Origin of the sequence: Alkalibacillus silvisoli (assembly GCF_039521975.1) — a bacterium.
Classification (GTDB): domain Bacteria; phylum Bacillota; class Bacilli; order Bacillales; family Alkalibacillaceae; genus Alkalibacillus; species Alkalibacillus silvisoli.
Map to the genome: position 1 here is coordinate 149,580 of NZ_BAAACZ010000009.1, position 21,898 is coordinate 171,477.

Annotated in this window: 23 protein-coding genes and 2 other annotated features; of the genes, 22 read left to right on the plus strand and 1 reads right to left on the minus strand. The window is 35.4% G+C overall.

What is annotated here, in order from left to right; translation table 11 throughout:
• Positions 1–189, minus strand: coding sequence for a hypothetical protein (locus tag ABDZ63_RS04895; RefSeq protein ID WP_343782156.1), 189 nt, complete (start codon positions 187–189; stop codon positions 1–3).
• A 110-nt stretch (positions 190–299) separates the two neighbouring features.
• Positions 300–535 (plus strand) — a binding site (T-box leader).
• 92 nt (positions 536–627) lie between these two features.
• Here ABDZ63_RS04895 and ABDZ63_RS04900 point away from each other — a divergent pair.
• The 22 genes from ABDZ63_RS04900 to ABDZ63_RS05005 all read left to right on the plus strand — a co-directional run bounded on the left by ABDZ63_RS04900 (position 628) and on the right by ABDZ63_RS05005 (position 21,895).
• A complete protein-coding gene (locus ABDZ63_RS04900; RefSeq protein ID WP_343782157.1) occupies positions 628–3,282 on the plus strand; it encodes a valine--tRNA ligase in 2,655 nt (884 codons plus the stop codon).
• A 176-nt stretch (positions 3,283–3,458) separates the two neighbouring features.
• Positions 3,459–4,745, plus strand: a complete 1,287-nt coding sequence (locus tag ABDZ63_RS04905) for a bifunctional folylpolyglutamate synthase/dihydrofolate synthase (protein ID WP_343782158.1) — start codon at positions 3,459–3,461, stop codon at positions 4,743–4,745.
• Positions 4,746–4,785: 40 nt separating this feature from the next.
• Entirely contained in the window at positions 4,786–6,510 is a 1,725-nt protein-coding gene (locus ABDZ63_RS04910) for a sensor domain-containing diguanylate cyclase (RefSeq protein ID WP_343782159.1), read from the plus strand.
• 156 nt (positions 6,511–6,666) lie between these two features.
• Positions 6,667–7,497, plus strand: coding sequence for a hypothetical protein (locus ABDZ63_RS04915; RefSeq protein ID WP_343782160.1), 831 nt, complete (start codon positions 6,667–6,669; stop codon positions 7,495–7,497).
• Between the two features lie 158 nt (positions 7,498–7,655).
• Positions 7,656–8,342, plus strand: a complete 687-nt coding sequence (gene radC / locus ABDZ63_RS04920; RefSeq protein ID WP_425541940.1) for a RadC family protein — start codon at positions 7,656–7,658, stop codon at positions 8,340–8,342.
• A gap of 222 nt (positions 8,343–8,564) precedes the next feature.
• On the plus strand, positions 8,565–9,605 hold the full coding sequence (gene mreB, locus ABDZ63_RS04925; protein WP_343782161.1) for a rod shape-determining protein: 1,041 nt from the start codon (positions 8,565–8,567) through the stop codon (positions 9,603–9,605).
• A 17-nt stretch (positions 9,606–9,622) separates the two neighbouring features.
• The gene (gene mreC, locus ABDZ63_RS04930) at positions 9,623–10,489 is read left to right on the plus strand and encodes a rod shape-determining protein MreC (protein WP_343782162.1); all 867 of its coding nucleotides are present in this window, start codon (positions 9,623–9,625) and stop codon (positions 10,487–10,489) included.
• Positions 10,489–11,013 carry a rod shape-determining protein MreD gene (gene mreD, locus ABDZ63_RS04935; protein ID WP_343782163.1) on the plus strand — a complete coding sequence of 175 codons (525 nt, stop codon included), beginning with the start codon at positions 10,489–10,491 and terminating at the stop codon, positions 11,011–11,013. Before mreC ends, mreD begins: the two co-directional genes overlap by 1 nt.
• A gap of 24 nt (positions 11,014–11,037) precedes the next feature.
• Complete coding sequence (minC, locus tag ABDZ63_RS04940; RefSeq protein ID WP_343782164.1) at positions 11,038–11,709, plus strand: septum site-determining protein MinC; 672 nt, start codon at positions 11,038–11,040, stop codon at positions 11,707–11,709.
• A gap of 1 nt (position 11,710) precedes the next feature.
• Positions 11,711–12,505 carry a septum site-determining protein MinD gene (gene minD / locus ABDZ63_RS04945; RefSeq protein ID WP_343782165.1) on the plus strand — a complete coding sequence of 265 codons (795 nt, stop codon included), beginning with the start codon at positions 11,711–11,713 and terminating at the stop codon, positions 12,503–12,505.
• Positions 12,506–12,825: 320 nt separating this feature from the next.
• Positions 12,826–13,569, plus strand: coding sequence for a peptidoglycan DD-metalloendopeptidase family protein (locus ABDZ63_RS04950; RefSeq protein ID WP_343782166.1), 744 nt, complete (start codon positions 12,826–12,828; stop codon positions 13,567–13,569).
• Position 13,570: 1 nt separating this feature from the next.
• Positions 13,571–14,413, plus strand: coding sequence for a site-2 protease family protein (locus ABDZ63_RS04955; RefSeq protein WP_343782168.1), 843 nt, complete (start codon positions 13,571–13,573; stop codon positions 14,411–14,413).
• A gap of 1 nt (position 14,414) precedes the next feature.
• On the plus strand, positions 14,415–15,830 hold the full coding sequence (locus ABDZ63_RS04960; protein WP_343782169.1) for a ribonuclease E/G: 1,416 nt from the start codon (positions 14,415–14,417) through the stop codon (positions 15,828–15,830).
• A 42-nt stretch (positions 15,831–15,872) separates the two neighbouring features.
• Positions 15,873–15,958: a sequence feature (ribosomal protein L21 leader region), on the plus strand.
• A 14-nt stretch (positions 15,959–15,972) separates the two neighbouring features.
• Positions 15,973–16,281 carry a 50S ribosomal protein L21 gene (rplU, locus tag ABDZ63_RS04965; RefSeq protein ID WP_343782170.1) on the plus strand — a complete coding sequence of 103 codons (309 nt, stop codon included), beginning with the start codon at positions 15,973–15,975 and terminating at the stop codon, positions 16,279–16,281.
• 11 nt (positions 16,282–16,292) lie between these two features.
• On the plus strand, positions 16,293–16,625 hold the full coding sequence (locus ABDZ63_RS04970; RefSeq protein WP_343782171.1) for a ribosomal-processing cysteine protease Prp: 333 nt from the start codon (positions 16,293–16,295) through the stop codon (positions 16,623–16,625).
• Between the two features lie 14 nt (positions 16,626–16,639).
• The gene (gene rpmA, locus ABDZ63_RS04975; RefSeq protein WP_343782173.1) at positions 16,640–16,930 is read left to right on the plus strand and encodes a 50S ribosomal protein L27; all 291 of its coding nucleotides are present in this window, start codon (positions 16,640–16,642) and stop codon (positions 16,928–16,930) included.
• 168 nt (positions 16,931–17,098) lie between these two features.
• On the plus strand, positions 17,099–17,608 hold the full coding sequence (locus ABDZ63_RS04980) for a Spo0B domain-containing protein (RefSeq protein ID WP_343782175.1): 510 nt from the start codon (positions 17,099–17,101) through the stop codon (positions 17,606–17,608).
• A 27-nt stretch (positions 17,609–17,635) separates the two neighbouring features.
• Complete coding sequence (gene obgE, locus ABDZ63_RS04985) at positions 17,636–18,925, plus strand: GTPase ObgE (protein ID WP_343782177.1); 1,290 nt, start codon at positions 17,636–17,638, stop codon at positions 18,923–18,925.
• A 109-nt stretch (positions 18,926–19,034) separates the two neighbouring features.
• Complete coding sequence (locus ABDZ63_RS04990; RefSeq protein WP_343782178.1) at positions 19,035–19,652, plus strand: LysM peptidoglycan-binding domain-containing protein; 618 nt, start codon at positions 19,035–19,037, stop codon at positions 19,650–19,652.
• A gap of 100 nt (positions 19,653–19,752) precedes the next feature.
• On the plus strand, positions 19,753–20,511 hold the full coding sequence (nadE, locus tag ABDZ63_RS04995; RefSeq protein WP_343782180.1) for an NAD(+) synthase: 759 nt from the start codon (positions 19,753–19,755) through the stop codon (positions 20,509–20,511).
• A gap of 52 nt (positions 20,512–20,563) precedes the next feature.
• Positions 20,564–21,073: a YhcN/YlaJ family sporulation lipoprotein gene (locus ABDZ63_RS05000; RefSeq protein WP_343782181.1), complete on the plus strand. Its 510-nt coding sequence runs from the start codon at positions 20,564–20,566 to the stop codon at positions 21,071–21,073.
• 63 nt (positions 21,074–21,136) lie between these two features.
• Entirely contained in the window at positions 21,137–21,895 is a 759-nt protein-coding gene (locus tag ABDZ63_RS05005; protein WP_343782182.1) for an SDR family NAD(P)-dependent oxidoreductase, read from the plus strand.
• Positions 21,896–21,898 lie beyond the last annotated feature (3 nt).

The window sequence follows — 21,898 nt, forward strand, 5'->3', positions numbered from 1 at the left end:
TTAGATCCATTCTAAATAGAAAGCAATAAATATACCAACTAATGCTCCAGATAAAAAGACATCTAATGTAGAAGGAAACAGTAATGTACGAATCAATTGGAAGATCATGATTGGTAAAATACAACGTTCGATTGTGAAAATGCATTGTCTAGCCCAAGGTGGTAATCGGTATCGGTAATATTTACTCATCTAAATTTCCTCCTCTTTAGCTACAATATGTTGGTAAAGGGAAGTTGTGCTTTAAATTCATTGACTTTTTATGATGAATTTGTATACAATAATAGCAAACTTAATTTTACGCAAATGCTAGTAAGAGAGGAGTACAGGTTGGAACCTGAACAGAGAAAGAAGCCTTGGCTGAAAGCTTCTACTGGTGGAAAACTTGGAAAGTCGCTCTGAAAATAGCAATTCCTTTGAAACTTAAGTAGAAGGGATCGGGAAGACCGTTATCTTACTTGAGTGTGTGGGTTACAAGTGTAGCTCATGAACAAAGGTGGTACCGCGAAATATTCAATCAAAGCTTTTCGTCCTTTTTAGGATGAAAGGCTTTTTTTATTGAGTAACTACCTGTTTGTTATAACCATTTTTAATTGAAGCTTAGCTAAATAAACTAAGGAGGAATTTATTATGAGTGAACACAATGATACTTCGATGGCACCGAAGTACAATCCAAATGAAGTTGAACAAGGCCGTTATCAATTTTGGGTGGAGGGTAAATATTTTGAAGCAAAAAATGATGAATCTAAAGACCCTTTCACAGTTGTTATTCCACCACCAAATGTTACTGGTCGTCTACACTTAGGCCATGCTTGGGATACCACTTTGCAAGATATTATTACACGTTATAAGAGAATGCAAGGTTATGATGTATTGTGGTTACCTGGAATGGACCATGCTGGAATTGCGACACAAGCAAAAGTTGAAGGAAAGTTAAAAGAAGAAGGTCAAAGTCGTCATGATTTAGGGCGTGAGCAGTTCTTAGAAAAATCATGGGACTGGAAAGAAGAGTATGCCTCTTTTATACGTGCACAATGGGAAAAGCTTGGATTAGGTGTAGACTATTCTAGAGAACGATTTACTTTAAATGAAGGGTTATCAAATGCTGTTCTTGAAGTATTTGTTTCTTTATATGAACAAGGGCTTATTTATCGTGGCGAATACATCATTAACTGGGACCCAAGCACACAAACGGCTTTATCTGACATAGAAGTAATCTATAAGGAAGTACAAGGTGCTTTTTATCACATGAAGTATCCGCTTAAAGATGGTTCTAATCATATTGAAGTCGCAACAACCCGTCCTGAAACAATGCTAGGTGATACCGCGGTAGCCGTACATCCAGAAGATGAACGTTATAAAGACTTAATTGGAAAAACAGTCATTCTTCCAATTGTCGGGCGTGAAATTGAAATTGTTGCAGACGATTATGTTGATATGGAATTTGGTTCAGGTGCTGTAAAAATTACCCCAGCTCATGATCCAAATGACTTTGAAATTGGAAACCGTCATGATTTAGAACGTGTACTAGTCATGCATGAAGACGGTACGATGAATGAAAATGCTGGTAAATATGAAGGTATGGATCGCTTTGAATGTCGTAAACAAATTGTTAAAGACTTACAAGATGAAGGTGTTTTGTTTAACATTGAAGATCATACTCACCAAGTAGGCCATTCTGAGCGTAGTGATGCAGTTGTGGAGCCTTATCTTTCAACGCAATGGTTCGTTAAAATGGAACCATTAGCAGAAAAGGCGGTTGAACTACAGTCAACAGATGATCAAGTTAACTTTGTTCCCGATCGATTTGAGAAGACTTACTTACACTGGATGGAAAACATTCGTGATTGGTGTATCTCTCGTCAGTTATGGTGGGGGCATAGAATTCCAGCGTGGTATCATAAAGAAACAGGAGAAGTTTATGTTGGACGTGAAGCACCTGAAGACTTAGAAAACTGGGAGCAAGATGAAGACGTACTCGATACTTGGTTCTCATCAGCGTTATGGCCTTTTTCAACGATGGGATGGCCAGAGGAAGACAGCTACGACTTAAACCGTTATTTCCCAACAGATGTATTAGTAACAGGTTATGATATTATTTTCTTCTGGGTATCTCGTATGATCTTCCAAACGAAACATTTTATGAAGCGTCGTCCATTTAAAGATGTACTAATACACGGTTTAGTACGTGATGCAGAAGGCCGAAAGATGAGTAAGTCATTAGGTAATGGTGTTGACCCAATGGATGTCATTGATAAATATGGTGCAGACTCATTACGTTACTTCTTAGCAACTGGATCTTCACCTGGTCAAGATTTACGTTTCCACTGGGAGAAGGTTGAATCGACTTGGAACTTTAACAATAAAATTTGGAATGCTTCTCGTTTTGTTATAATGAACCTAGGTGATTTTAAATATGAGGATATTGATTTAACCGGTGAAAAGTCAGTTGCAGATGAGTGGATATTAACTCGATTAAATGAAACGATTGAAAATGTTACACGTAATATTGACCGCTATGATTTTGGTGAAGCGGGTAGGTATCTTTATAACTTTATATGGGATGAGTTCTGCGACTGGTACATTGAAATGGCTAAGTTACCACTTTACGGTGAGGATGAAGCGGCTAAAAAGACAACAAAGTCAGTGTTAGTGGTTACCTTAGATCACATTTTACGTATGTTACATCCATTTATGCCGTTTATTACCGAGGAAATTTGGCAACACATTCCACATGAAGGTGAATCAATTACGATTCAAGACTGGCCAAAAGTAGATGAAACATACAGTAATCACCAATCAAGTAAGGAGATGGAACGTCTAGTTTCTATTATTCGTTCTGTTCGTAATGTAAGAGCAGAGGTCGATACACCAATGTCAAAAGAAATTAAAATTATGATTAAAGCAAATGATGATTATGTTGTTTCTGAATTAAACAAAAATGAAACTTATTTAAATCGTTTTTGTAATCCTGAAGAATTAATAGTTGGTACAGACGTTGAAGCACCTGAACAATCAAAGAGTGCAGTCGTTACTGGTGCAGAAATTTTCTTCCCGCTTGAAGGATTAATTGACCTTGATGACGAAATTAACAGATTAAAAGAAGAGTTAAAGAAATGGAATAGCGAAGTAGAGCGCGTTCAAAAGAAATTAGCGAATGATAATTTTGTTAATAAGGCTAAAGAAGCAGTCGTGCAAGAGGAACGAGATAAAGAAAAAGATTACCTTGAAAAGCATAGGTTAGTTGAAAAACGTATTAATGATTTAGAAAATATAAGAAATTGATCATTAAAGTGAGTTGCTTCTTTGAATAGAGGAGCAACTCATGTTTTATCCGTATAGCAAGTTTAACTTTGTCAATGGATTAAAGTATGAGTTGTATAGGGCTGTTGTCATTTAAAAAAGGTAACAAACCGTGTAACTCTCCTCCAAATTTACCCGATTAGAGATAGGTGACTTTGATGAATGAACGAGAAGCAATAGATTGGCTCAACTCTCAATTAACACATGGAATTAAACCAGGCTTAAGCCGAGTTCAATATTTATTAGAACAATTAGGAAATCCACAAAATCAAATAAAAACCATCCATGTAGCAGGAACAAACGGTAAGGGGACAACAACATTGTTCTTAAACAACATGTTAGAGCAACATGGATATAAAGTTGGCTCTTTTACTTCACCTTATATAGAAACAATGAATGAGCGAATTAGCATTAACAAACAACCGGTAAACGGCTGTGAGCTAGCTGAACTAGTAACACAGATTCAACCTATTTGTGAAGAAGTAGCTAAGTCAGGTGAAGGTCCACCGACAGAATTTGAAATTATTACAGTGATGGCGTATGTATATTTTGCTAAGAAACAGGTTGACTACGCTATTATTGAAGTAGGATTAGGAGGTCGATTAGATTCTACTAATGTGATCCAACCTATTATTAGTATTATTACAACGATTGGTTATGATCACGTTAATGTATTAGGGAACTCACTAGGAGAAATTACACAAGAAAAAGCAGGTATTATTAAAGAGAATGTCCCAGTCATCACGGGTGTTAAACAAGAGGAAGCCCAAAAGGTAATCCAAGAAGTGTCAAGAAGATGTGAAGCACCTGTTAAATGGTTAAATCAAGATTTTCATATTAAAATAATTGAATCAACCCAAACAGGAGAAACATTTGACTTTACCCGTCAAGATTGTTCATTAGACCGTGTTCAGCTATCTATGTGTGGTCATCATCAAATCGAAAATGCTGCATTAGCAATTGAAAGCTTTTTAACAATAGCTGAATTAGAAGGTGGTGGCTGTCGTAGTGATGCGATCTATCAAGGTCTTAATCAAAGTTATTGGCCAGGTCGTTTCGAATATGTTCAAACGAATCCAGACATTATTTTTGATGGCGCTCACAATGTTGAGGCGGTGAAAGCTTTAATAGAAACAATTAATGAAAGGTATGACCCTTCGAAAGTCCGTATTATTTGTGCTTTTGTGAAAAATAAACCTATTGACCAGATCCTTAGCATGATGTCTAAGAATTTTACAAATATAACGCTTACAACATTTGACTTCTTGAATAATTGTGGGTATTATGAACTAAATGAAAAGTATGAAAATTATAACGTTAGTATAGTAAGAGACTGGAAAATAACATATGACACAGCTGTAGAGTCTCTAGATCATAGTGAAGTATTAGTCGTTACTGGTTCTTTATATTTTGTATCAGAAATTAAAAGAAAGTTGAAGCTATGAACTGATTTCACTTTCCTGATAAAGAAGGGGCCTTATTTATATGTCAAGATCTAAAAATATAACGGTTTGGCTTATATGGTTAGCAGTGTTTCCAACCTCTATGGCTTATTTATATTTCGCAATTGAACCAAACTTCCAAGGGTATTGGTTTGATTTAATTGCATTTGCTATTGTTATGTGTGCGGTATCCGTATTTCCTATACAAGTTGGTTCGATTACCATTCTGTTTGTTAATGGTGTAAGCTTTGCGGTCTTCTTATACTTTGGTCTAATTGCTGAAATTATTTTAACTCAGTTAGCTTTAGTCGCTCTCTTTATAAGTATAAGGTTAAAGAAATCAGAGTTTTATAGGATTGCTACTAACTCCACGATGCTCTTTCTAACTTCAATATTTGCTGCAGTAGTGTATTATACTTTGGGTGGTACACATGGTGTGCTTTCATTAAGTACTTTAGATGAAATCATTCCTCTAGTTGGTTATGTTATAGGATCAATTGTCGTCAACCAGTTCTTATTAACGATCATTGATGTTTTTGTCAAAGGTAACAAGTTCTCGGCTGTCCCTAAGTCTTTATTTATTGATGGTCTGACAACGATGATGATTTTCCCGTTTGGATTAATACTTTATATTTTATATTTAGAAATTGGAGTACCTGGTATTTTTATCGTTGGATTCCCGGCAATTCTTTTGTCAGTAGTAATCTCCACATACCATAAAGGTAGGAAGGTCAATACTTATTTACACGATACAAGTCAAATTGGCCATGAATTATCTAAAAAACTTAATGTGAAAAGTGTTTTAGATACCTTTATTACTGAAGTGGAGAAGTTAATACCTATGTCCAATTTATATGTCTATGATATTTCAAATTCTTCTCGTTCTATGACTGTGATTAGACATGTCGACAGAGAACAAGATAAAGGGTTAGAAGATTTATCTTTAGTTTATGGCGAAGGATTTGCAGGGAGAATTTATAAAGATCAAAAAGCTTTAATCATGTTAAGTAGAAAGCAATTAGACAAAATCCCAGACCTTGAGTTACCAGATGAAGTACATAGTGCAATTGGTGTTCCTATTTTAAGGGGTAACTCTGTGGTTGGTGTCATAGTCATTGCTTCAAAACAAATTAGAGCATATGAAAAGTATCACTTAATGTTACTTGAAATACTAGGGAACTTCTTGTCGGTTGCTATTGAAAATGCTAGACATTATCAATCTGAGAAGAATAAAAGTCAAAGGGACAGATTGACAGGCTTATACAATTACCGCTATTTCACAGAGCACCTGGAAGGGTATGCTCTTGATTTAATGGAAAAAGGTTTAGAAGAAAAGCTATCTGTTGTATTGTTCGACTTAGATTCATTTAAAAAGCTTAATGATACATATGGTCATGAAGCGGGTAATGAAGTATTAATAGAGTTAGCGAGACGTCTAGAGGCTTATATTGGTGAGAGAGGCATTGTTGCAAGGTATGGTGGTGAAGAATTCACAGTTTTACTTAAAGGTATTGAACATAGTGAGGCTATACAATTAGCTGAAGATATAAGATATATGATTGCTCAGGAGCCCTTTGTCATTCAACAGCATATGATAGAAGGAGAAGATCAAGTTAAAGTTTATGTTACAGCAAGTATTGGTGTCGCCACATATCCAGATCATTGTGAGTCACCAGAAGAGCTAATTAGACAAGCTGACCGTTCTATGTATGTTGGAGCTAAAAGAAGTGGTAAAAACCGAGTCGCCTCAGCTGCCGTTGCCATGTAATATCTTGAATAATTAATGTGCCTATTTGGATTATATTAAATTAATCCAAGTAGGCATTTTTTGTCTTAAATTGGAGAAGTTATGTGACAAGATTTTAGTATTTTTTTAATTGAACTATGATAGGATACAAGCAACAAAGATGAAGGTGGTTATAAAATGGACGAGCGTAAAAAAGTAAGAGTTACGATTAACCAAAATTCTAAAGACCATCGTTCACATGATTTAGAACAAGTACTAACACCTAAAAATCGTGGTATACATAAGTTTTCTAACAGAAAGAAGTTTTCAGTTACTATATTAAGAGCAGTCCTTTTAGCAGTCGCTTTAGGAACATTATTCGGTTTTGCGATGATGTACTTTTTCGATTTATCAACTGAGCAAACGCCTGTTAATGCACCGGTGGAAACAATTGCTGACCAAGATGAAGATGAGGATCAAGAAGTGGACGAGTCCGGTAATGAAGGTAATGGTAACGCTGTATATCAATTAGAACTAAATTCACATCACGTATTTCAATTGGGCGTATTTTCTACAGAAGAAAATGCTAGGGAATTACAGAACGAGTTATCTAGCATTCCATCTGTTGTAACGGAAAATGAGGGGCAATTTGTTTTAGTATCATCATTGATTACTGACTCAACAGTTGAAAGTGAAGTTGCGAACTATTTTGAGTCTATCGGATTAGAAGAAAATGAAGGCTATATAGTTAAACCATGGACATTTTCGAATGTTGAATCAGAAGTTCCGGATGATGTTCGCGATTGGCTCGCTCAAGGGGAGCAGTTGATAAGCGTTGAAAGCTTAAATGATGAATGGATTAATGAAACAGAAGACTGGTTGTCGCAGCTTCCAGGACACTATAGTGATGATGTTTATTTGGATGAGGCGATCAATATTGTGACTGCTCCTGAAAGTGAGGATGGGGCTATTCAGGTTCAGCGACAAACATTAATTTTGGCGATCTATTTATTCTTTGATTCAATATAATCAAAAGACGTATAAATGTTATTTTAATGTTTAACTTATCAAATATATAGGGTTTAATGGGTGATTATAAAAGGGAAAATGCTTTTTTCCCTTTTTGTTTTATTTTTAATACTTATTTAAAATATACATGTTCAATTCAATTGAGAGGAGCATGTATCGTGAGTGCAAATATTTTAATACGAGATGTACCAGAAAATGATCGACCGAGGGAGCGTTTAATTCAAGTGGGCTCTCAAGCTTTATCAAATCAAGAGTTGATTGCTATTTTATTGGGTAGCGGTTCAAAAGGTTACTCGGCGCTATCCTTAGCTACAAGAGTGCTAAAGCATTTTGAGGGGTTATTGTTACTTAGGGATGCCTCGATTGATGAATTAACATCAATTAATGGTATTGGAACAGCTAAGGCTGTACAACTAATGGCTGCTTTGGAATTAGGAAAGAGAATACAAACATTTAAAACGAGTGAACAATATGTTATAAAAAGCCCAGAAGATGGAGCTAATTTTTTGATGGAGGATTTAAGAGGGCTTAAACAAGAACACTTCGTAGCACTTTACTTAAATACGAAGAATCAAATCATACACAGGCAAACGATTTTTATTGGCAGTTTAAACTCTTCAATAGTCCACCCACGTGAAGTATTTAAAGAAGCTATTAAACGTTCAGCAGCTTCAATCATCTGTGCTCACAACCATCCATCTGGAGACCCTTCCCCCTCTAATGAAGATATCCATGTTACAAGACGGCTTTATGAGTCTGGAAAAGTAATAGGAATTGAGCTTTTAGACCATTTAGTTATCGGAGATCAGAAGTACATTTCAATGAAAGAGAAAGGATATTTATAACTAGATTTGGCAAACTTAGACCTTAGAAAAATAGTTATAAAATCACACATATTTGAGGTATGTAAACCTATCTATTTTCCCTTATTTTTCGTATAATATAACTATTAATATAAAAATAAGCACCACTATAAGTCGATTAAATGAATTGTGGTGCTTATTCATGTTTTACAAATTCATAGCGTATTTTATAGTATCAATCTTTTTAAAGAGGGGCGATCAAGATTGGGAACATCATTTATGAACCGTGATTTCGGTATAGATTTAGGTACAGCTAATACGCTTGTTTATGTTAAAAACAAAGGTATTGTTTTAAATGAACCTACTGTCGTTGCAGTTAATAAAATTACAAATGAAATATCTGCAGTAGGAAATGAAGCTAAAAAAATGGTCGGAAGAACGCCAGAGAATATATCGGTCATCAGGCCGATGAAAGATGGTGTGATTGCAGACTTTGATACGACAGCTGCCATGATGGATTATTATGTCAGTAAAGTTCATAAAGCAAAATCCATTTTTTCGAGTAAACCGAATGTCATCGTCTGTGTTCCTTCTGGTATTACGATGGTAGAAGAGCGTGCTGTGTTAGATGCAACAAAGCAGGCTGGAGCCAAAGGTGCCTATCCCATCTCAGAACCGTTTGCTGCAGCGATTGGTGCTGGTTTACCTGTATGGGATCCGACTGGTAATATGGTAGTGGATATTGGTGGAGGTACCTCAGAAGTTGCGATTATCTCACTTGGTGGTACAGTGACGAGTCGGTCAATTCGTATGGCAGGCGATACAATGGACCAACAAATTATTACTTATATTCGAAAAAAACATGGCTTATTAATTGGAGAATCGACAGCAGAAAAGTTAAAATTAGAATTAGGTTCTGCACGTGTAGATGATGAACGTGATAAAATGAATATAAGAGGCCGTGACCTAGTGACAGGCTTGCCACAAACAGTTACAATTCATAACGAAGAAATTGTAGAGGCTATTAAAGAAACGATTGAAGCGATTATTGAAGCGGTAAAAAATACTTTAGAGTCAACACCACCAGAGCTTTCATCCGATATAATGGACCGAGGGATTGTTCTAACAGGTGGTGGTGCCTTATTGAAAGCTTTAAATGAAGTGCTTAGTGAGGCTACTGAAATGCCAGTATTTGTTGCCGAAAATCCATTAGAATGTGTAGCAATTGGTACAGGGAAAGCTTTAGATCACATTGAACATTTTAAAAATGCACCAAATGTTGCAGATCGAAATCCGCTAAATTAAGAGAAGGTGTACGTATTATGCCAGCGTTTTTGAGAAAGAGAAAATTAATTGTATTTTTATTAAGTTTTATATTAGTTGTAGGATTAATTGGTTATTCATTAAGAACTGAAGACTCAACAAGCTTACCGGCGCAGTTTGCTATGGACACAGTTGGTTTTTTTCAAAATATAATGCATACACCAATTAATGCTGTAGTTGAGATCTTTGACTCTGTCAATGATATTCGAAACGTATATGATCAAAATAAAGTTTTAAAAGAAGAATTACAAGATTATAAAACATTAGCTTATAAAGTTAATGAATTAGAAAATGAGAATGAAGAGTTAAGAGCGATTTCTGAAATAGATACAACAATTAGTGATTACGAATCTTTAAATGCATCAGTGGTTGCTAGAAGCCCTGAACGTTGGTTCCAGCAAGTTACGATCAATCGAGGTAAGCAACATGGGGTTGAGGCTAATATGGCTGTTAGAACAGCTGAGGGGATGGTTGGAAAAGTCGTTAATGTTTCTCAATTAACATCAACAGTTCAGTTATTAAGTGGTTTTGGAACAGACCATCAAGTCTCTGCTATTATTGATGGAGATGATTCGGTTTTTGGTTTAGTTGAAGGATATGATAGTGAAACTGAACAGCTTGTATTTCGAGACCTTACAGGCGATGATGAAATTGAAGAAGGACAAGCTGTCGTTACCTCAGGATTAGGTGGAGTATTCCCACGTGGTATTTTGATTGGGGAAATAAGTTCCGTTGAGTTAGATTCTTATGGCTTGACTATGGTGGCTTATGTTGAGCCTGCAGCCAATCTACATGATATTAGTCAGGTAATGGTTGTTGATCGAGACTTGCATTCAACAGTAATCGATGAAGAGGAGGAAGAGTAATGAAAGTCTTCCTTCTACCTTTATTCATGTTTTTATTTTTCGTATCGCAAAGTGTAGCAGCAGAATTGATCCCGGATTCTGTTTGGTTAGGTAATTTATACTATATACCACATTGGACATTAATTTTTGCTATATTAATTGTTACATTTTATGACAAAGAGCATAGCTATGTAGGTTTGTTAAATGGTTTGGCATTTGCATTTTTGACTGACTTAGTATACACAAGTATATTAGGTGTTTATTTGTTGGCTTACGGCTTATCGCTATATTTCATACACGTTTTAAAACGATTTCTTCATAAAAACTTTTTCGTTGTGTTGCTATATTCAATCGTAGGATTAGCGTTATCAGAAGTGATGATTTATGGGATGTATTTCTTAATTGGCCAAGTATCTTTAGATTTTACTGCATATACTTTTAGCCGACTTATTCCTACTATATTAATTAATATAGTATTTTTATTAATCATTTATCCTATTTTCGTTAAGAAACTAGTAAAATGGAAACATGAAACAGAGAAATAATAGGCGTAACGGGGTGTCCCTAAAATGACAGATTCTAATCTATACCTTACAATGAAAGGTACAAACGAAGGAATTATTGTATATTTAGATGATCAATGTGCGTTTTCAACTTTACTGAACGAACTGAAGGAAAAAGTGCAGTCTGATACAGTAAACGATAGAACAGACATTACAATTCACTGTCAACATCGGTATTTAAAAGATTGGCAGCTAGATGAAATACGGAAAGTTGTTGAAGAAGATAGTTCTCTAAAGATAAAGTCAATCGAGTCAAATGTCTTATCACATCAAGAAGCATTAACATGGTTTGATGAAACGACTGTAAAAACTTTTATCAAAACGATACGTTCAGGACAAATCCTTCGTGTTGATGGAGATGCATTAATCATTGGAGATGTGAATCCTGGAGCTACTGTCATTGCAACAGGTAATGTTTTTGTTTTAGGGCAACTAAAAGGAATTGCCCATGCAGGTTCTGATGAACAAGCTAACAGTGTTGTAGTAGCATCATATATGAACCCAAATCAAATCCGAATAGCGAATAAAATTAGTCGTGCTCCTGATTATGAAGTAGAAGGGTCTGAACGTGAATTTGCCTATATTAATGAGATAACAGGGCAAATAGAGCTAGATGATATACATAACCTTCAAAAAATCCGTCCAAATCTTACGGATATAGTAGAAAGGGGATTATAATATGGGGGAAGCAATTGTTATTACTTCTGGTAAAGGTGGCGTAGGGAAAACAACGACTACAGCAAATGTGGGTACAGCTTTAGCATTACAAGATAAAAAAGTGTGTTTAATTGATACTGATATTGGATTAAGAAACCTTGATGTCATTCTTGGTCTAGAGAACAGAATAATTTTTGACATAATTGATGTCATTGAAGGCCGTTGTAAATTACAAGCTGCTTTAGTTAAAGATAAGCGGTTTGATTGCTTGCATTTACTACCTGCAGCACAATCTAGTGACAAAAATGAAGTGACACCCGAAGGCATTAAAGAGTTAATTGATGAATTAAAACCGGACTATGATTACATATTAATCGATTGTCCAGCAGGGATCGAACAAGGCTACAAAAATGCTGTAGCTGGAGCAGATAAAGCTATTGTTGTCACAACACCTGAGAAGTCAAGTGTAAGAGATGCAGATCGAATTATCGGTTTGTTAGAACAAGAAGAGTTAGAGCCGCCTCACTTAATTATTAATCGAATTCGTAAGCATATGATGGATACAGGAGACATGTTAGGAGTTGATGATATTGTATCAACATTATCAGTAGAACTCTTAGGTGTCATATTGGATGATGAGGATGTCATTCGCGCTTCACATCATGGCAACCCTGTAGCATTTCAACCAGATACAAAAGCTTCTATATGTTATCGAAACATCTCGAGAAGGATTTTAGGTGAATCTGTACCTTTAATGTCTTTTGATGAAGATAAAGGCCTGATGGTAAAAGTTAAGAAATTATTAGGAATGAAATAGATTAATATAAAGGAACGTATGGCTATTAATGGTCATACGTTTTTTTAAAATTCTAAAGATAGAGGTGTAATTTAAATGTATTGAAAAGGGTGTCTTCTTGGACTTTAGCCCGTTGTTGTCAGGCAATTTGCTTATGGTGGATGATTTCCATAAGACCTGGATAATCTAGTGTTGGTCTTGACCACAAAAGCAAAATTGAATCGCAAGGGTCGATCAGTATTACAAGATTTCAAATATTATAGTTGATGTTTAATAGTAGTTAATCATATTTTCACTGTTTGTGAATAGGCTAGTACAAATGAGAAAAGGAATGGTGAAATATGAGTAGAAAACTAAATGAAATTAGACACAGTATTTCAAAAAGAAAAAAAGATAATCATTCAAAACGAGGAAAAAATGCTCCTTATTTACCTTCTAGAGAAGAAAGTCATGGTTATATGCCGATGTCTGATTATGAATCGCAAGGTTTTCCAAAACTAAAAGCTTCCTTTGTGTCCAAGTTATTAGCATCTGCACTCGTTTTTTTCTTAACTTTCTTTATCTATCATTCACCTGCCCCTTGGATGAACCAAGCCCAAAATCAAGTACATGGGTGGTTAACAGAGGACATGCCTTTTGCAACGGTACAAGCTTGGTATGATTCTCACTTTAGTTCTCTATTTGTCTCAACAGCCCTAGATCAGCCAGCTAGCCAGCAGGATGATGGAATGGATACAGTGCCGGTTAGTGGGTTACATATGGACCGTCTAACTGAAACAACAGAGGGAGTTTATATAGAAATACAAGAGGAAAAAGGCGTTTACCCTGTAGATCGAGGAACAGTTTTGTTTGCTGGGAATATGCCTGATACTGGTCGGACAATTATTGTTCAGCATGAGGATGGACAAAATACAGTTTATGGTAATTTAGCGGATATCGATGTTTTTCATTACCAATTTGTTGACCCATCTAAGAAGATGGCTACTGTTAAGCCAGATGAATTAGTTGGCTATTCGAATCTTTACTTTGCAATTCAAGATGGCGAGCAATATATTGATCCTGTTCAAGTTATTTTAGGAGATTAGCATGAAGTTAATTCATACCATACAACTTCATCCTTTATTTTTAATTTTTAGCGTATTAGCCTATTTTTTTGGTATGTTTATCGAGTTACTTTGTCTAACGATTATTGTCTTAATTCATGAATTAGGCCATTACTTAGCCGCTAAGTCATTTGGTTGGAATGTGTCTAAAATCGTTATTTGGCCATTTGGTGGTGTTATGGAAACTGAGGATTATTTTAATCGTCCTAATAAGGAAGAATTTATAGTAACTATTGCTGGACCCATTCAGCACATTTGGCTTTATGGAGTTATATATTTATTAAGTGTGATTGGGTTAAATGAAAGTGTCGTATCATTATTATATTTTATTAATACGACCATATTAGTGTTTAATTTAATTCCAATTCTTCCGTTAGATGGCGGAAGGTTTATTTTTATTGCTATGAACAAACTGATGGCTTTCCATAAATCAATTGCATCTATGACGATTATTTCTATTATTATAATTGGAATTATTAATGGTATATTATTATTTATTGGATGGTATAATATTCAACTAGCATGGATTTCAATATTTTTGTTGTTGGATAATTGGTTTACTTGGCGGGATAAACATATCTTCCTACTCAAACATTTGCTATCTAGGTATTTTGTTAACGGTGTTGATCGATCTGATTTCCATTTACTCCAAGTACCAATGGACACACCAATATCAGAGCTAGTTAAGCAGTTTAAAAAAGGGTGTTATCATTTCGTTCATATTGGACAAGATACTGTTTTAACTGAAGATGAATGTTTGAGATTATTGTTTACTGACTATCATCGCAATTTATCTCACCCTAATTTAAATGCAAAGGTTGTCTAAATTGAGAAAAATTTATTTACAAAAGAAAACAAACCACCAGCTATTATATGAATTTATTGATGGAACACTTGAGAACATTAAGTTTCAAACAGCTTCAGATTTACGGATTGGTGATATAGCTTCTGGTGTTGTCCACCAGGTTGATCAAAGGTTAAAAGCGTGCTTTGTTGATATTGGTCAATCGGAGTTAGCTTATTTGCCTTTTGACAAAATATATAATAATCAAGTCCATAGAGGTGAACGTCTAATATTTCAAGTTGAACGGTTAGCTACTAATAGTAAGAAGTTATCTCTTACTACCTTTGTTAAAGTTAGTGATCAATATTTAGTCTATTCACCATTTGAAAGTTCAATAAATATATCGAAAAAACTAAGTGATGAAGTTCAAGAACAGATTAGGCAACGATTAAGTGAAATAATTACTAGAGAAGGGATCATCGTCCGAACTAAAGCTGTTAATCTTACTAATAGTGAACTCCACCAATCACTAGAGCACTTACGACAAAAATGGCATACCATTAAACAGTCAAAACAGAGTAAAGGAATTATTTATCGTTCAAAAGATCAGTTTAATCAGTTTATTCAATTTACACCTCATAATCAGATTGATGAAATTATTGTAGATGACCAACAAGTTTCACAAAAATTAAAAATAGATAATCCAGAATTAGCCGATCAAATCTATTACGATCGGCAGTTTTACGTTCACAAGCCCTATCACTTAACAACAATTGCTGATAAGCTAACTGGTCGTAAAGTGAAAATGAAAAATGGTGCTTATTTGACTATTGATCGAACTGAAGCATTAACAGCAATTGATGTTGATTTTGGCTCATATCTAAGTCATTCAGGGAAAAATGCTCCGTACATGGATATTAATTCTCAAGCTGCCAAAGAATGTGCCAAACAACTTAGATTAAGAAATATATCTGGGGCGATTGTTATTGACTTCTTGAATATGAAATCGAAACGAGAGCAGCAACAAGTCAGCAACATATTTAGAGAAGAAGCTAATCAGGACGGTGTTGAAGTTTACATTGTTGGGTTTACTCGCTTAGGGATGTTAGAGGTGACTAGAAAGAGAATGGATGAGAATATCTATCAATTTTTGGGAATTGATGAACGAACTCTAATAGAGGATGACGAGTTTAAGCTTAAACATTTAGAAGAAGATTTGTTAGCTTATGACTCGAATCCAGACATTGAATGTGTTCATATTGAAATGACTTCTGGACGATTATTTAATTGGAAGTTAAAACTGAATCAATTAAACGAGCTTCATCGTTTTGAGTTTGAGTGTTATATAAGTCAAAATGATACTTTACATGAACCTTATAAATTATATAAAATAGGTGATGTCGATTGGTTATTATCACGAGCTAAAGAGCGTGAAATTAATGTTGACAAACTTTTTTAATACGTGGTAATATCAATATGTTATGTTTTTAGATGTAGCACCCGTATGCTACAACCGCACAGAAAAGGTTTTAAAACTTATAACTAATAAGTTTATAAGTACCTTAGATGGCGAGTCTGAGTAATTAGAGGAGGTGCAGAGAATGTACGCAATTATCGAAACAGGTGGTAAGCAAATTAAAGTAGAAGAAGGTCAATCAATCTTCATCGAAAAGCTAGACAGTGAAGCCGGTGAGGAAGTGACTTTTGACAATGTACTATTCGTAGGTGGAGACAACGTTAAAGCTGGTTCTCCATACGTAGACGGTGCTTCTGTTATTGGTAAAGTTGAAAAGCAGGGTAAAGGACGTAAAATCACTGTTTTCAAATATAAGCCAAAGAAAAACTACAAGCGCAAACAAGGTCATCGTCAGCCGTACACGAAAGTAACAATTGATAAAATTAATGCGTAAGGGTTTTGTTCATGGTTGAAGTAATCATTGATCGTCAATTAGATGGTACAATTAAAGGATTTCAAATGTCAGGTCATGCTAATAGTGGCCCGCACGGACATGATTTAGTTTGTGCTGCAGCATCTGCTGTGTCATTTGGTACAGTTAATGCGATTATTTCAATATGTGAATGCGAACCTATTATTGAACAAAGTGAAAATGGTGGCTATCTAAAAGTTTACTTATCTGATGACTTGTTAGAAGACAACCTAACAAAGGCACAGACACTTTTAGAAGGCATGGTTGTTTCACTAAAAACAATTGAAAAAGATTATGGACAATATATACACATCACAAAGCCTTAAGGAGGTGCATGTCAATGCTACGCTTAGACTTACAGTTCTTCGCACAGAAAAAAGGTGTAGGTAGTACGAAAAACGGTCGTGACTCTGAATCTAAACGTTTAGGAGCTAAACGTGCTGATGGTCAGTTCGTTTCAGGTGGTTCAATCCTTTACCGTCAACGTGGAACTAAAGTATACCCTGGCCACAATGTTGGCATTGGTGGAGACGACACTCTATTTTCAAAAGTTGATGGTGTTGTTAAGTTCGAACGTTACGGACGTGATCGTAAAAAAGTAAGTGTTTACCCAGAAACACAAGAAGCATAAATGCTATTAATGCCGACTCTAGTGATTAGGGTCGGCTTTTTTGTTTCAAACTGAGTTAATCGTACATAGATCAGTGATTTGTCTAAATCAGCAAGTTTCCTTTAAATATATGGCCTGTTCATGAATTATGGTATGATGATAGTAAAATAATAAATGAAGGTGATTCTGTTGAATCAAAGTGATTTTTTAGAATGGTTAAGGTTATACCGTCATGAGTTAATGAATGATTTGCAAATTATACAAGGCTATGCGACTATGGGAAAATATGAGAAATCGAATGATAAAATTAACCAATTAGTTGAAAGGTTAAAACATGAACGTCAATTACAAACGTTAAATGCAGACCAATTTGTTAATTGGTTATTAACTGTTAGCTTATCTGTAAAGCAGTTAGACATAAGTTATACTATTGAAACAAGCAAAACAGATCTAGCGGATGTTGATGACGATATGAAACTTGATAGTGAATTAGTGATTAACTATTTATTACCTTTAGTTGGTGAATTCGATGTGATACCTGTTCAGATTACTATAAGTGGTGAGGATCGAATTCAGTTACTATTTGAAATTGAATTACTTAAAGAGAAGCAACATGATTTAATAAATTCATTAAAAACTAAAGGGATATTATCGAATACAACAAACGATAATTGTTTAAGTTTAACAATTAAATATTAATGATTGGATACAAGTAGGTGAGTATAAATGTTCGTGGATCGTGTACAAGTATATATAAAAGCAGGTGACGGTGGTGATGGTTTAGTTGCTTTTCGCCGTGAGAAATATGAGCCGATGGGTGGTCCTGCTGGTGGTGATGGTGGCCACGGTGGTGATGTTGTTTTCGAAGTTGATGAAGGTTTAAATACTTTGATGGACTTCCGTTATCAACGGCACTTTAAAGCTTCTCGTGGTGAAAATGGTATGAGTAAGGGAAAGCACGGTAAAAATTCTGAAGCTTACATTATTCCAGTGCCTCCAGGAACAACTGTTAGAAATGTAGAAACAAAAGAAGTGATTGCTGATTTAATCGAGCATAAACAACAAGCTATTATAGCTAATGGTGGTCGTGGTGGCCATGGTAATATTCGTTTTGCAAATGCAAGAAATAGAGCGCCAGAATTAGCTGAAAAAGGTGCACCTGGTGAAGAGTTAGATGTAGAGTTAGAACTAAAAGTTTTAGCTGATGTTGGGTTAGTCGGTTTTCCAAGTGTAGGTAAATCAACTCTCTTATCAGTGATCAGCGCCGCCAAGCCTAAAATTGCTGATTATCATTTTACGACATTAGCCCCGAACTTGGGTATGGTTAGAACAGAAGATGACAGAAGCTTTGTTATGGCTGATCTACCTGGGTTAATTCAAGGTGCGCATGAAGGTGTCGGTTTAGGTTATCAATTCTTAAGGCATATTGAACGAACACGTGTTATCGTTCATGTCATCGATATGTCAGGGGTTGAAGGTCGAGATCCATTTGAAGATTATCAGGCCATTAACCACGAACTTGAAGAGTATGATGTAAAGTTAATGGAAAGACCGCAAATCATTGTGGCTAATAAAATGGATATGCCAGATGCTAGGGCGCATTTAGAATTGTTTAAAGAACAACTGCAAGAAGACCTACCAATATTCTCAATTTCTGCTATTACTAAAACAGGTCTACGTGATTTGTTATTTGAGATTGCAAATACGTTAGAAGAAGTTCCAAAAGATACGTTTGAAACGACCGGACAAGAAGAAAGTGAAGAACGGGTTATTTATAAATATGAAGGTGATGATGACAGTTTTGATATTACACGTGACCCTGATGGAGCTTATGTCTTATCGGGTCCTAAGATTGAGCGTCTGTTTAAGATGACTGATTTTAATCGTGATGAGTCAGTTAGACGTTTTGCACGGCAAATGCGTCATATGGGAATCGATGATGCACTTCGTAAGCGTGGGGCAGAAGATGGTGATCTTGTTCGCTTATTGGATTTTGAATTTGAGTTTGTTGAGTAACTCTCCTATACTGAATACTTAAAAATAAATATATTCCTGTCAACATTTACGTATTGGTGCATAATTTGTTAGTAGCGCCTAGGTACGAACAGAAAGGGGATTGTTGACAGTGAAAATTCATATTGTCAAAAAAGGAGAGTCAATGGCTTCAATCGCAAAGAAGTATGAGGTTTCAGAAGCTGAGTTGCATAACATGAACAAACAGCTTTCAGAACCTGAAAATGTGATGGAAGGTATGAAGCTAAAAGTACCAAAAGAAACATCATCAGATTTAAAAGAAATGAAAAAATATAATACAACAGATGATCAAGTGGCGACTACCGTAAAGGATCATGTAGAAGTTACGGAAGAGGTAGATGAAACTGAGATAGAAGATATTCATGGTGAGGTTGAATATAATCGTAATGATCGTTTTCCTTTACCTAATGATAACGAAAATCCAAAGCCTTTGCCTTATATTCGTGAAGATGAGTATTTCGATAAACAAATAGTTCCTTATAATGAAACTTCTTATGATGAATTAGTTGAAGCAACTAATTATAATTATACGCCTAATTCATTCGAAGACTCATGGTCACAAGTTACTTATGAGCCCATTCAATATTTTGACCCATATGCAATTACAGAGCAAAACACTTACAACCGCTTGTATTATTCATCTTATCGTAATGGGTGTGGATGTAAAGCGGCACCAATGAATTATGGTTATATGAATTATTATTATTAAACAAATTAAGTCGTAAATGTACTCATTTGCGACTTAATTTTATTCTTCTTTCCTTTATGATAAAATAAGTATAAACTTTAGGGATTAAAGGAGCTTGTAGATGGATCAACATATCAAGCAATTAACGCAGTGGTTAAAAGAGACAGTTAAAGAATCAAAAACAAATGGTTTAGTCGTCGGGTTAAGTGGCGGCATTGATTCAACAGTTGTAGCTTATTTAATTAAAAGGGCATTTAAAGACGATTCTTTAGGTGTCATAATGCCTTGTAAAAGTACTGAGGCTGATGCAGAAGATGCCGAGTTGGTCGTTGAAGGGTCTGGTATTAACCACTTAACAATTAACTTAACTGACCAACATGATGCTTTATTTAATAATATCAAACAACAAATAGAAAAAAACGGTGAATGGAACGAGGACAAGCAGCAATTAGCAGACGCTAATTTACGTGCTCGCTTAAGGATGAGTACTTTATATACGATTGCAACGAATTACAATTATTTAGTCGTAGGAACTGATAATCAAGCTGAATGGTATACAGGCTACTTCACAAAATATGGTGATGGTGGCGTTGATTTAGCCCCATTATTACACTATACCAAGTCAGAAGTTCGTGAATTAGCAAGAACATTAGGTGTTCCAGAACAAATTATTAAGAAAGCTCCGAGTGCTGGATTATGGCATGGTCAAACCGATGAAGAAGAAATGGGTGTATCGTATAATTCAATTGATGCTTTTTTAAATGGTGAAACAGTAAGTGATGAGGATGCAGAAATTATTGAAAGTATGCATCAAAGAACAGCACATAAACGTGCTTTACCGAAATCGCCACCTGATTTCCATCATTTCACACTTGAATAGATGCATGAACTAACACCTCTCATTTCAAACTAATGAAACGGAGGTGTTTTCCATGTTCAAACAGCTAACCTTAATGGCTACATTGGTCTTTATATTATCAGCTTGTACGTATGTTAACCCAAGCAAGGTCGACTCAGATCAAGACAGTGTAACTAATAGTCAACAATCTACACAAATGCAACAAGATCAGAAGTTGACAGATGAAGAGCAGATCCGGTTAAATATGTATGAGAACCCATATGAATACTTTAAAAGAAGAGATGTTGATGATACCCTAGATAATTCAGACTCTCGTCCACATGTTTCAGAAGAAGCTTCAGACAGAATTGAACAGGAACGACAGTTATATTATCGCATTATGCAATTAGATGAGATTCGTCAAGCTGGTATTTCTTATCAAGATGATCATATTTATGTAGCCGTTAATTTAAAAACAAGAACATCAGAACCAGAAGCGATTGAGAGTGTGACTGAAGTTGTTGAGAATGTTACAGGTAGAACAGACGTCACAGTATATGTCGATCGTGAGTTTCACAATAGAATTGAAGACCGAAAATATTAAATAAAACGTTGAACAGGAGCATGTCAAACTCCTGTTCAAATACATAAACTGGGGGATTGTCTAATGAAATTTGCAATTGTAACTGGTGCATCTAGAGGTTTGGGAGAAGAAGTCGCAAAAAATTTATTATCTAATGAGCACCACGTCATTACCGTCTCACGTAAACGAAAGACAAACGATTTTAAAAATTATGCTAATGACAACCGCAAATCCTACTTTCATTTCTCTTGTGACTTAAGTGATTTGGAGTCATTAAGTGACACGGCTCATGAAATTGTTAAAGTATTACAAAAGCATCCTGTAGAGGAACTTTTAATTGTAAATAATGCCGGCATGGTAACACCTATAGGAACGGTTGGTCACTTGGAAAATCATGAAATCGCAAGGCATGTATCATTAAATTTAACAGCACCCATGTTACTCGTTAATACAATGAAGGCAAATAGTGGAGCTGAGCGTTTAACGGTGATTAATGTGACATCTGGCGCAGCTGAAAAAGCGATCTATGGATGGAATGTTTATAGCTCGACAAAGTCAGCTGTTAACAAATATACTGAAACGGCTGCTTTAGAAGCCCAAGAATTAGGATCAAGAGACATTCATGTTGCTTTTAGCCCAGGTGTGATGGATACAGATATGCAAGGTGAGATTAGAGAAGCTGATGCAAAAGACTTTAAAGATGTTGTTTCCTTTAAACAATTAAAAGATGAAGGTCAACTAAGAAGCCCTAAGGAAGTCGCTGATTTATTACAATCATTAGTGAAGAGCCAAGATTCTTTAGAAAACGGTAAAATCTATAAAGTATATGACTTAATCAAGTAAGCT